This is a genomic window from Sulfurimonas sp., from assembly GCF_016744025.1.
Taxonomy (GTDB): Bacteria; Campylobacterota; Campylobacteria; order Campylobacterales; family Sulfurimonadaceae; genus Sulfurimonas.
Map to the genome: position 1 here is coordinate 42,126 of NZ_JADGFC010000007.1, position 12,282 is coordinate 54,407.

Here is a 12,282-nt window from a genome sequence, read left to right on the forward strand (position 1 = left end):
CATTGTCAATCATTCTTTGCTGTGCTAGTGATTTATTATCAGGTAGAAGAGAAGAACTTTGCATATTGTTATTTTTTAGAGGTGTTTTGTTTTCTTGTGATATAATAGTATTAGAATTTTTATCAAAGGAGTTTTTCATGTCAACACCAGTATTAGCTTTAGTGTTAACACCCGTTGTATTGTTTGTTGGATTTGTAGTTGTTGCTTTCTTTAAATCATCTCCGAAATCAGAAACATTCTGATTTTTAGAGTGAGTCCATTTTCCATCTGCACCTTTTGAATACCCTTTCTCTTTAAAGTCATCAACTGAGTTCCATTCCATTTTACCCTCTTTATTGATACCTTTTTCATGACCTCTAGCTTTATGCCAAGCACTAACGGCTGCACCAAAAGTCGCTTTTCTACCCTTTCCACCTGCTAAGAATTGATCTGCCGCCATTACAACACCTGTTAGAAGAGAAGAACTTTGCATATTGTTATTTTTTAGAGGTGTTTTGTTTTCTTGTGGTATACTAGTATCAGAATTTAAATTAGGAGATTTATCATGGCTTGGATTATTGGAATCGCTGGGATTGTTGTGTTGGGATTGTTTTTGAGATTCACTGATAAAATCGGTCTCACTAGAAGATGATTTTCTTCCTCTAATCTTCCCAAATAAACTATTCCCATCTCTTGTAAACATCTTACTAGCTTGATTTGCTGTTACTCCACCTAAAACAGCAGTAGCACCTAAAGCTGTCGTATTACCACCATCTCTAGCTGATTCATCACTTATACCTAAGTCAATACCATTTTCTTTAAAATAGTTATTTAAATCAACTGCATTAATAGCATCTTCATTATTAGGCAAAGTTACCCCTTTTGTGAGATTTTATAATCATTTGTATTCTCCTTAATTATTTTTATAAATTGTTTGGGTAAGTTGTTCTACAGCTTCTCTTACACCCTCAGAAGCTTCTTGATTAAACTCAGTACCCATGTTGATATTATCTAGGCTATTAGTCATTGTGTCCTGAGTATTAGATTGATATTCTTGTGGAGTTGAATTGATATTGCTTGTGTTATCGTTGTATGCGTTCGTATAGCCTGCAACACTATGTGAAGCACTTCCGAGATTAGAAACATTTTGCCATGCATTACCAAAGCTATCTGATGATTGATTTAATAGTTGAGCTGAAACAGTTGAAAGGTTTGCACCTAGATGTTTACTTGAGATACTGTTAAATGGATTTCCAAAAGGATTTACGGAATCTAAATAATTTGCGGTAGAAGCTACAGAAGACATGGCAGTAGTCATTACACCACTCATAACATTATTTGGAGCTGCTTGAAGTCTAGCTAGATTATAACTCCCCTCATTTATACTATGCTTTGGAGCATCACTCATAACTTCTCCCAATATAATGCCTTCACCCATAGTTTTAGCAGCATTTGCAGCATTACTTAACTTCTTGAAGTTTTTATTTGGTTGAGCAAGTGATGGTGCATCAATTTTAGCTTTGGCTTGAACTAATGCATCTGCACTATTTAAATTACTTAAAGGAGAAGAAACAAACTTAGGGTTATTATCCATCATTTTTGTCATGGCATCTACATTACTACCAAAAGTACCGCCTGTCATTTTATCCATTGACATAATTGCACTCTTATCTAACCCTTGCCCACTTTTTACTCTTTGTTGATGTTTATTAAGAACTTCTAATTGATTACCACTATACTTCCCACTTGCAATTTCATTGTCAATCATTCTTTGCTGTGCTAGTGATTTATTATCAGGTAGAAGAGAAGAACTTTGCATATTGTTATTTTTTAGAGGTGTTTTGTTTTCTTGTGGTATACTAGTATCAGAATTTAAATTAGGAGATTTATCATGGCTTGGATTATTGGAATCGCTGGGATTGTTGTGTTGGGATTGTTTTTGAGATTCACTGATAAAATCGGTCTCACTAGAAGATGATTTTCTTCCTCTAATCTTCCCAAATAAACTATTCCCATCTCTTGTAAACATCTTACTAGCTTGATTTGCTGTTACTCCACCTAAAACAGCAGTAGCACCTAAAGCTGTCGCATTACCACCATCTCTAGCTGATTCATCACTTATACCTAAGTCAATACCATTTTCTTTAAAATAGTTATTTAAATCAACTGCTTTTTGTCCACCACTACCAATAATTTTAGCAGCTGATTTTTTCCAATCTAGTGCATGTTCTGCTGTTTCTCTTGCATCCGCTTCGACTAAATTCTCAGGATTATATTTATTTACTGATGTATCAAAACCATCTTTGGTTGTTTTCACACTAGAAGTATCCGCTATACCTTCACCTGTAGTTGGGTTATAGACTGAAGTCATTCTAGCCCCGCCAATAAAGCCTTGTTCATTTTTATTCATACCACTTGCATTAAGCGTAGCTCTTCCTTCTACCCATGCATTAGCATCAGAATTAGCGTTACCGTTTTCATCAAGAAAGCCCATCTCTTTTCCTTCTTTAATAAACTGGGCTTCTTTTCCATTTCTGCGGTAAGCTGCTTTTTCATTTTCTACAATATTATCTTTAATCTCTTGATTGTTAGAAATATCACTTCTTACTTTTGCACCTGTTGCATTGTCTAAAGCATCTCTCGCATGTGCTTGTATATAGTCATCAGGGCTATCAAATGAACCGATAGTCGTAATATCACTTGCTGTTTTAGCTCCGGAAAGTGTTCCTGCCACTTCAGCTAACTTACTAGTTGCATCTGCAATATTTTTAGCAGAATCATCTAATCCTTTTAAAGCACCACCTTGTGTTAACTGGTTATCCAATACTTCTTTATCTGACTTCCCTTTTAAACTAGAAGCTGCCACTTGTGTAGCCACGAAATCATCAACGCCACCTTGTGCCATAATGTTTGCATTAGTAGATTTTATTCCACCAAATGTTTGTGCAACTTCATTCTCTTTTACTTTTTTCATAAGAGCTACTTTGTCTGGATCATTATCATCACTACCTAGTGAATCCCATTCCTCTCCATCAGCAATAGTTTTGTTAGCATTGGTCCTACCTTGAAACTCAGAACCGTTCATATAGTCTTTAAAACCATCACTTTCTATTGAACCGTCTATTGAGTCACCCATTCCTTTTAGGTTCATGACTTTGCCTGCACTTTGCATAGCTGCACCAGACATTACATCTTTTAAAACATCACTTGCATTATTTAAAGTTCCATCATCATGAAAAGCCCCTGTTTTTAATAAACCTTGACCTCCACCAACTTGTGTAGCAACTGCATTTGTTGCATTTGCAACTGTAGCACTAGCATTTTCATCTAACTTGGATAAAGCAGCTGAGCCCATATCTTTACCATACTGTGCTATAGCTTGTCCTGCCCCAACATCAATCGGATTATATGAATCCGATTGACTTCTTAACTCTGCTGTTTTACTAATACTACTACCTAAAGCTTCACCATCTTGAATAGATACACTTGCTATTTCTGCCATATCAACTACGCCTTCGTCTACACTATTACCAAGCCCTGCCGTTTTAGCAGTTGATTGCATAGTTTGTGCGCCACTACCTCTCATATAGTTTTGGGCATTAAAGTTATCCATATTTCCATGATGTAAAATACTAGAAGCGTCCGCTGAACCAATTTGTCCGTAATTTTTCATCATATTGTTGTATGCTTCTACTGCACTCATACTATTTGGTCTACTGAAACCTTCACTTGAAAGCCAAGCCGAGGCTTCTGCTTCATTCATTCCATTAGAAGTAGTAGCCATATCTTCTCTAGCTCTTTTATCAAGTTCCATTTGAGCATCATAATCAGCAAGCTCTTTTTGAGCATCAGCGGGAATATTACCTTTAAATGCTCCGGTAACAGCACCCATAGCGGCACTGAATCCTTTTGTTTCACCATAGAAAATTAAAGGAGTTACAGCAAATATAGATGCAGCACCAATAATTCCTGCAAAGCCTGCCATATCTGCTTGTTGCATCATAAAATCAGTTACTTGTGTAAGTCCGAATGGCATTCCTGCATACGACACAATTGCTTCTTGTGCATGTTGAGCTGTATAGTAAGATATGATATTACTTACTAGTGCTAAAGATACAAGATTGAAATTGATAGCTAGATAGCCCATAAAATAGTTTAGGATACCCTGTGTTGCATCTTTTCCGAGAAAAGACATAACTATAATCATTAAGGGGAAAGCTCCAATAAGGATACCTAGAATGATTGTGATAGCATCTGGAAGAACTCTTGTTATCCACTCGTATTTTGCAGGTCCTTCTGTACGGAGACTCGCTATTGTAGACTCAATTGACAACTCCGTTGCGATGGTTATACCATTAACACCTATTCCCTCTGTGCTTAGTGCTTTTTCTAAAGCTCTTGTTGTTGCTAAGGTAGCCATTGCTTTACCAATATTTCCGATAATCTGAGCAGTATCTCCAATTTGGTCGCGATATGCTTCATTTAAACTTGCATCGTCTGCATTAATACCAGGAAATCTTTGCTCTAACAATTCTTTCATTCCACTTTCTATATTATTGCTTACTGCACTAACATAGACTGTATATAAAGAAGCACAAGACTCATCTTCAACAAGAGTACCACTTGCATCTTCGTTATCATCAAAAGAAACTAATACAGCTCCTAAATTACCTTCAAAATTTGCAGGATCAAACATGTCAGGGAATGGTTTAGTTGGACGTTCAAGTAAGTATTTATTTCTATTTGAAGCTTCATAACCACTTTCAATCATACAATGCTTAAGATATTGGTTTAAATTATATGCTGTATCTCCGACTGCTGAACCATTAATGTCTCTTAAATTTGAAATGAGCATAGCTTCTTTTGAAAGTTGTGATATACCTTGAAAACCTAATGTTGAGAATTTAGAACCAAGATTAATGGAAGAACTAGATTCATCAATAATATCAATGAATACAGATACGAGCATAGAAACACTTGCTGGAATTGCAGCAATAGCATATGGAATATTATCAATTTTTCTGTATCCACTATCTGGAACAGAATGACTAATTAGACCTTTGTCAACTCTTAGATCTGTTATGTGCACATTCACGGTAGGCACTACGAACAAAGCATATAGTGTAATAGGAGCTAATGCACTCTTCCCAATGTCTGAAATTCCACCCATTCTTGCTCTAAATCCTGCAATAGAAATAGCAATTGAAAAACCTAATCCAAGTATTATCTCAACGGAATCATTAGTTGCAATATTTTTAACTATATCATATGTAAACCCTATATATGAAGCGTCACCATATACATAAAAAGGGAAAGCGTTAACCCAAGTGATCTCTGCGGCATTTAAGTCTATACCAAATATCGCAAGTACCATTAATAATATAATTTTATTGTTTATATGTTTCATTTCAATTTTCCTAATTACCTAATTCTTCTTCATTAATTCTTGTAAAACTTGAGTCATTATCAGAATCAAAAACTGTCACTTCTTCATCTGAAAACCATCCTTCTGTTGTTTTTCTATTTTGTAATTGACCTCTATGCATATAAATACTGATTGTATCTGCACAAACACCGGCTTCTTTGAAATCACATTCTCCGTCACAAGGTGATTCGTTCACATCACCAATTGTAAAGATAGTACAACCTGACAAAAGTAAGGCTGTAACAAATGTTAGAACTATAGTTTTCATCTTTGTTCCTTGTTTCTAACTATAAACACCCTTGTTCCATGCTCTTTAGTAATCGTGTATGTTTCTAAGCTAACAGCGAAAACTCCTTCACTATCAAACATTTCTTCATAGAGAGTTAAATAAAAACCATTTGGTATTTCTACAGTTTCATTTTCATTATCAAACTCTTCTACAATATTTACATTCCATTCTTGACCAACATAAATTTTCCCTGCTACTTCTTTAGTTAAAGAAACTCTTACTCTTGCGAATATAACACCTTGTCTGTCTCTTATAGCAACATCATAAACTTCTTTTCTCACAATATTTTCATAACCTCTAGGCTTCTTATTTACTTCTGAGTTATGAAGAAATCTCATTATATTTTCTAACACTTTTTCGTGAGGGTTTGATTCAAAATTGATTACTTCTTTTCTACTATTTAACACTTGAACAAAATTTATATTTTTATCAGCATCATCAACAATATCAATTTTAATAATCATAGGAAAGTCTTTATTGCCCCAAACAACAATCTCTGCAGTACCCTTAAATCTAGGTCTGAATGTTAAAAAATTATCTATCTTTTTAATATTAAGAAGATTTTCTCCAGAAGTTACAATTGGCGCAGGAACAGCAGGGTTTTTCTTACTTAAAGATATATTTTTATTAGCATTATTTTTAATAATAATTGGTGTAACTTCACCTTTTATTTTTTTATACTTATAAGAGCCCAATCGAGCTTCAGCCACCTTAAAAGGGAATTTTATTATTGAATATTCTGAAACAGGCAACTCTATTGTTGTTGTCTTCATTATTGGAATATCTTTCCCATTCAACGTACTAAAAATCAATAGTGCTAAAGCAATCTTAAAAGCAGTTTGTATTAAGTGATGTTGCATATAATTTTCCCCCTATTCTTTCAAACGAAATTGTGTATTTACATGCTTTTTCTCCCATTGGAGTAGAAGCAGCTCGCTGATGTGCTACACCATTAATAATTGCTTCAGCTTCTTTTCCATTATCAAAGAGATTTACCTTGATGTTCTCAACATCAAATTTTTGTGAGATCATTTTTACCTGTACATTCTTAATAAACGCTATATATATATGTCTATCTTTAAGTAGCTTACTTGGTTTATATCTCTTTAAAAAATTGCCATATTTTTGTTCTACATTCGTATAATCAAACTCCAAAAGAGAATGAGTGAACGGAAAAAGTTTTTTATCTCCATCTTTATTAGTGGTATAGTATTCTTCGTTATTTGAAAAATGCTCTGCCCATATTTCGTAATATAATTCATTTGCAGAATCATTTGTAACGACTATTTTACCTCTTGGTGGTAAGTCAACCTCTACGGTTACGCTATCTAAGCCTGCTATCATAAATGGTGTTTGAAGCATTATTATTAAAATTAAAACTAAATTGTAAAATGCTTGCATACGGTTTTTTTGTATATGCAAAATAATCTTATCTATATAGTCGTTACCTACATCAGTACTTATGCGGCTATTTTTCAAAGAAATATCCTTTAATTAACGAATTCATTTTCAAATCCATATGGAAGTAAAGATAACTCGAAGTCTTTTTTTATTTTACTTTTATCAACTGGAGTGATGAACCCTTTTGAGTACAAGAGATGCCATACGAACCCCTCTCTTGCCTTTTTGAAATATTTTATATATCTCTTTAGAACAAAGTAAGTTGTTCCCATAGCTATAAACAATGAGTAAATAACTGGTACTGATAACCACAAAAGCATAATAAATAATATACCTCCGGTCATTGCAGACACTAGAACAACGTCATACTCCCAAATGTAAAATAGCTTTTTAGAATTTAGATACTTTGGAAACGGTACTCTTACTTTGTTCAAAACTATGAACCTACGACTACTGAATTTGTGCCTGTTAAAGCACCAACTTGTGTTGTCATAAAATCTATCATTGATGGACCAAAATAAACAGCTCCACCCATAACAATTGATGCAAACGTAGCCCACTTAAGAGGTCGTGCGTTTCCATTTTCTTTCATTTCCCATGCAGCAATAATTAACATGATTAAAATAACTAGACCAACAATAACTTTTGTGATAATGCTTGAAACAATATCTGAATATACGACAAGAATTGCAGGTAAATCTGCTGCAAAAATTTCACTTGGAAGAACTATTGCGGCAATTAGTGCAATTAATAAATTTTTTTTCATTTTATATATTTCCTTTAATTTTTTAGTTTCTTACTTAAACTTGAACTATTTTATTATGCTACTGGGGATCTAATACTTTTCAATTTTCACTCCTTTTTGCTATGTAAGCGTATTTTTATCTTCTTGTATCTGCTGAACCCTAGATAGAGATTCATTTCTGATTTTTTTCATTTTACTTCTAAGTTCTATCTCTGCAATATCTTTTTCTTTGTTAGTAAATTTTGAGTATCCAACTAGTATTACAATATTCATTAGTGCAATAGCTTTTAAGCCTATTGAAAAGGATATGGATTCTAAATAGTTTTTTATTGCACTCGAAGCCATAGAACTAGAAGAATTTGAAAAAAGTTCTATACCTAGATTGATTATTTCTTCTTCATAAAAAGAGATTACAAATAATATGATTGATGAAATTATCAAATATATGTATATTTTGACTACTGAAATTTTGTACCAATAGTCCATCTCTTCAAAAAAAGCCTTAGCCGGAATAGTTGTTTTGTAACGTATATTTTCATAATATAATTTTGCAGGATAAAAGAAAGTTCTAACCAGAACCCCTAAGAATACGAACACTGAGAACAATGTTACCAAGTAAGAATCTGTCAAGATTATCACCACACCCAGGAGTAAAGACATTAAGGCAGGAACTAATGAAATCTTTAGAATTCTATATGATAAAATATTCTTTATCTCTCCTTTTTCTCCTTGTGATAGTATTTCAATACGAGAATCATCTGAAAGCGTGTTATTAGACATATGCATCATATTTTCATTTAAAATTTTTAAGTCTGAAAATCTTTTGAATCTAGGTAGTTCTTTAATATCTTCTTTGCTATAAACATCTTTATTTTGGTATACCGAATCTTGCTTCCAAGGATTTTTATTTCCAAATGTATCTTTATTTCCAAATGTATCTTTATTTTGGTGAACCTGATTCTTTTGCAAATTTGAAAAAGTTCCAACCCCTGCATGATTGGAACTATTGTAGCCATCTTTACTCATCAGACACACCTTTCTTTATTTTTTTTGTTTCTATATCTTCCATACACTTTTCAATGATTTGCGTTCCATGTTGAATGCTATTATATAGCTCAACAAGTGACTCGCTATCAATATTATCCGTTATTCTTTTTTCTATTTTTGACACTTTAACCGCAATTTGCACCATATAATTACTTGCTTGTGAATCAAAAAAATCAGACATTGATAATTCCTAAAAAAAACATATATTCGGTTGCTACAACGCAGCAAAGCAAAAGAAACACTATTGTCTCTGTGTTGCTAAACGTGTAGAATCTAAATTTCCTCGGAAGCAACACTCCTCTAGAATTAGAAAAAGGATAAAAAAATTGATTTATTCCACCTTTTGTTAGCATATCTCCAAACAAATGAAACAAATAACCAAATATAAACCCTATGTAGATTGGATAACTAAATTCTAAATTTTTATCTATACTTCCTATGACACAAAGTATTAAAAACAAAAATAAAATTGATATTGCTCTGTGAGTGATTCCTCTATGCTTAACATTGAATAATTTAAAAATCAACGGGAAGATCGGTAGCTTATTGCTTAAATAAGAGCCTTCTTCATCTAGGTCCGGGGCTAATGCACCGATTGATGTTGCACCTAAAAACATAATCGCTTCCAATCCAACTAATCCGTATTGGTATTCACAAAACGGTACTGCAGAGGTAAGAGCGAATGCTATATGAGTTCTATATGTCATTTATCATCCTTAGTTCTCTTTCTCTTTGCTTGCTATCAGCTTGCTTTAAATATTTCATAATGAGGATTTGCAACTCCTTATTGTCTTCTTCTTTTTTTACGCCATAAAAGAGACTTTCAGACACTTTTGTATGATGAGCCTCGAAAACATCACAAACTACTTCAAATAAGCTTTTGTAATATGGGCTTATTAAGTTATCTTGATACACTATTTTTTTTAAGTATTGTGACGAAGCGATATGATGAGAAATATCCAAGTCTATTACAATTGCTTCTTTTAACTTATGGCTTTTTCCAGAATCGTGGGCTAAACTAGCAATAAAAAAGAAATCAGAGTAAAGACCAAACTTCTTGTCGATGATTTTTTTCATAATATTAAATACACCATAACTATGTTCTAAAAGACTAATTGCTGCTAGTTGCTTCAATTTAATGTTATCATCAAAATTTTCTATATTAAAATCTACTGAACTTGAATTGTCAAATTCATATTTATACATGTCTTCTATAAGATTTTTTGCTAAAGGCCTCAAAGAATTATTGGACATTAGTTTTACAAAGAGTTCAATATTCGCTTTTTTAGATTTCGCAACACTTAGTTCCTCATCTTCAACCACGATCCCTTTGCTTGGCATTTTATTTGTTAATACTCTTTTTTTATTGATTTTTTCAATTAGAACAGATGTACAATGAACAGATGCCCAATAATCTATTCCTTTACTTGAAGTATACAACTTTAATTATCCTTAGTTAATTTTGTAATATGTAATATAGCTGATTTAATCTTAAGAGGTGATGAAATATGCTTTCATGTATTACTAATGCAAAATAAAAAGATGTAGATTATTATTATAAAATTTATATGTATTATTTAAAAAGTTTTTATGGTCAGTAGTTATGAGATTTATGCGGTCAGTGTAAAATATTTACAGTACTAGTCAAGTGACACAAAGATAATAAAATCTATCTTTGTGTCACTAATTATTTACAAAATATTTTGAAATTAATTGGGTATTTATTCTCGGTTGCTTTTTTAAACGAATCTTTAGTAATGATCTTTGCGTTAATTAATTTAACTTTATCATGACTATTATAAGTGCTCAAAAGTTTTTGAGAGTGAGTTGATAATTTAATAGCACTCAAAGATAATAAATTCTTTTCCATAGACTCAAGGTACAAAAATTCACTTTGTGTATTTGAGAAATCAATATCTATTTCTGTAAGATACTTAATGAAGCTTTCAACAATACTTATTGGATACAAAAGATGGCCATTATTTGCAATCGTCTTAGTACTAGTAGCAAATTCACTTCTGTTGTCAATAAGAGAGAGTAGAACTAAAGCAAGATATTCATAACTTATATAGCTTTCACCTTCAAAATCAAATATCAAACATGTTGTATTGTTTTCATCCAAATTAAGTTGTGCTGCATCTATTGACAAAATAAGTATCAAAATAGATTTTATATTCTTTTCGGACATCACTCTAATCTTATCAATAAACTCTTTTACATTTTTAACCTCTCCAATAAAACCAATGAAATCTTTCTTATTGTTATTATCATCATATAATTTTGCCCTTTTAATGAAGCTATTATTAATTTTAATTAATTCTCCAACCTTAGTCTTTTCAATAATGATTTTATCTTTAAGTTTTAGCTCAAACTTTTTTACGGATTCATTATTTGCTTCTTCCATTACAGTAGCAACTTTTTCATCTTTAAAATAATCACTAAATTTTTTCGTTTTGTCACCTTGTCGATTTACTTGTGGCTCTTCTTCCTCAATTGCTTCAACTTCCCATAAGCTCTTTTTTATAATTTTTTGTCCATTGGGGTACTCAACTATTCTATTTCCATCGACATCGCGATATATATTTACTTTGTCCTTTATCCTTTTGAATGCGTCAAACATATGCTCGTTTACTTCTTCTTGCTCTGCTTCTAATTCTTTATGCTCAACAAATTCTTCGATAAGTAAGTTCATCTCACTTACACCTTTTGAGTCTTCTATGACAATATCAGTATCAATTGTAGTTCCATGATGTTTTTTAGCAAACAAAAATACTTGTGAGTGATTATCAAAGTTATACAAACCAAAACTTCTAGCATTTTTCATAATATAGAAAATCTTTTTTGCATCAACTTCGTAATTTTCAATAGAGAATTCTAGCTCATCTTTTAATAATGATATTTGCTTTATAATTTCAATTGTGTAATTGAGTTCATCTAAAAAATTTTCTATATTTATTTTTCGTATTCTGTATACACCAGAAGCATCTAGAATTATATCTTCACCAAATTTATCAACTAACATCATTGTTTCAAGCATATTAATTTTTAAAATGGAATTATCTGTCTTGTACTCATCTCTTAACTTAGAAATTCTATTTTCTGCAACTTCTTTGTTTTTCCACTGAGTGTAACCAATAAATTTATCGTAGTCATAACTCAGATCAGATTCATAAAGATTCCAATTAAAATCTTCATTAGGAGAATAGATAGCTTTTTCTTTTGGTTTTTTTGCTACCACAAACTCATCTAGTTCATCCCTGGCTTCATATTTATGACGAGTATTATAAAAATATACTAAAACCATCGTAATTATTGTTCCAACAACAAAAACAATAGTTAAAAATAAATCTAACTTGTCCATTTGTAAATTCCTTAATATCGTTTAAACTATAATAG

12 protein-coding genes are annotated in these 12,282 nt (G+C 32.1%); all 12 read right to left on the reverse strand.

Annotated elements, in window-relative coordinates:
- The coding region (locus QZZ48_RS02430) for a hypothetical protein (protein WP_294961547.1) at window positions 1-850 on the reverse strand (850 nt) is incomplete at its 3' end.
- A gap of 42 nt (window positions 851-892) precedes the next feature.
- Complete coding sequence (locus QZZ48_RS02435) at window positions 893-5,386, reverse strand: conjugal transfer protein TraG N-terminal domain-containing protein (protein ID WP_294961550.1); 4,494 nt, start codon at window positions 5,384-5,386, stop codon at window positions 893-895.
- 10 nt (window positions 5,387-5,396) lie between these two features.
- On the reverse strand, window positions 5,397-5,672 hold the full coding sequence (locus QZZ48_RS02440; protein WP_294961553.1) for a hypothetical protein: 276 nt from the start codon (window positions 5,670-5,672) through the stop codon (window positions 5,397-5,399).
- Window positions 5,669-6,553: a hypothetical protein gene (locus QZZ48_RS02445; RefSeq protein ID WP_294961555.1), complete on the reverse strand. Its 885-nt coding sequence runs from the start codon at window positions 6,551-6,553 to the stop codon at window positions 5,669-5,671. The genes QZZ48_RS02440 and QZZ48_RS02445 overlap by 4 nt, the downstream gene beginning before the upstream one ends.
- Window positions 6,522-7,172, reverse strand: a complete 651-nt coding sequence (locus QZZ48_RS02450) for a hypothetical protein (RefSeq protein ID WP_294961558.1) — start codon at window positions 7,170-7,172, stop codon at window positions 6,522-6,524. Before QZZ48_RS02450 ends, QZZ48_RS02445 begins: the two co-directional genes overlap by 32 nt.
- An 11-nt stretch (window positions 7,173-7,183) precedes the next feature.
- Window positions 7,184-7,528, reverse strand: a complete 345-nt coding sequence (locus tag QZZ48_RS02455; RefSeq protein WP_294961561.1) for a hypothetical protein — start codon at window positions 7,526-7,528, stop codon at window positions 7,184-7,186.
- Between the two features lie 2 nt (window positions 7,529-7,530).
- Window positions 7,531-7,860 (reverse strand): hypothetical protein, encoded by a 330-nt coding sequence (locus tag QZZ48_RS02460; protein WP_294961564.1) that lies wholly within the window; start codon window positions 7,858-7,860, stop codon window positions 7,531-7,533.
- Window positions 7,861-7,959: 99 nt separating this feature from the next.
- Window positions 7,960-8,865 (reverse strand): hypothetical protein, encoded by a 906-nt coding sequence (locus QZZ48_RS02465; RefSeq protein ID WP_294961566.1) that lies wholly within the window; start codon window positions 8,863-8,865, stop codon window positions 7,960-7,962.
- Window positions 8,858-9,067 carry a hypothetical protein gene (locus QZZ48_RS02470; RefSeq protein WP_294961568.1) on the reverse strand — a complete coding sequence of 70 codons (210 nt, stop codon included), beginning with the start codon at window positions 9,065-9,067 and terminating at the stop codon, window positions 8,858-8,860. Before QZZ48_RS02470 ends, QZZ48_RS02465 begins: the two co-directional genes overlap by 8 nt.
- Window positions 9,060-9,593, reverse strand: coding sequence for a metal-dependent hydrolase (locus QZZ48_RS02475; RefSeq protein ID WP_294961570.1), 534 nt, complete (start codon window positions 9,591-9,593; stop codon window positions 9,060-9,062). The genes QZZ48_RS02470 and QZZ48_RS02475 overlap by 8 nt, the downstream gene beginning before the upstream one ends.
- Window positions 9,583-10,326, reverse strand: a complete 744-nt coding sequence (locus tag QZZ48_RS02480; RefSeq protein WP_294961573.1) for an HD domain-containing protein — start codon at window positions 10,324-10,326, stop codon at window positions 9,583-9,585. The genes QZZ48_RS02475 and QZZ48_RS02480 overlap by 11 nt, the downstream gene beginning before the upstream one ends.
- A gap of 247 nt (window positions 10,327-10,573) precedes the next feature.
- Window positions 10,574-12,247, reverse strand: a complete 1,674-nt coding sequence (locus QZZ48_RS02485) for a hypothetical protein (RefSeq protein ID WP_294961575.1) — start codon at window positions 12,245-12,247, stop codon at window positions 10,574-10,576.
- Window positions 12,248-12,282: the final 35 nt, after the last annotated feature.

Coding starts and splice junctions, on each gene's coding strand:
- QZZ48_RS02475 (WP_294961570.1), bottom strand. CDS start 9,593: ATGACATATAGAACTCATATAGCATTCGCTCTTACCTCTGCAGTACCG.
- QZZ48_RS02445 (WP_294961555.1), bottom strand. CDS start 6,553: ATGCAACATCACTTAATACAAACTGCTTTTAAGATTGCTTTAGCACTA.
- QZZ48_RS02465 (WP_294961566.1), bottom strand. CDS start 8,865: ATGAGTAAAGATGGCTACAATAGTTCCAATCATGCAGGGGTTGGAACT.
- QZZ48_RS02460 (WP_294961564.1), bottom strand. CDS start 7,860: ATGAAAAAAAATTTATTAATTGCACTAATTGCCGCAATAGTTCTTCCA.
- QZZ48_RS02440 (WP_294961553.1), bottom strand. CDS start 5,672: ATGAAAACTATAGTTCTAACATTTGTTACAGCCTTACTTTTGTCAGGT.
- QZZ48_RS02470 (WP_294961568.1), bottom strand. CDS start 9,067: ATGTCTGATTTTTTTGATTCACAAGCAAGTAATTATATGGTGCAAATT.
- QZZ48_RS02435 (WP_294961550.1), bottom strand. CDS start 5,386: ATGAAACATATAAACAATAAAATTATATTATTAATGGTACTTGCGATA.
- QZZ48_RS02485 (WP_294961575.1), bottom strand. CDS start 12,247: ATGGACAAGTTAGATTTATTTTTAACTATTGTTTTTGTTGTTGGAACA.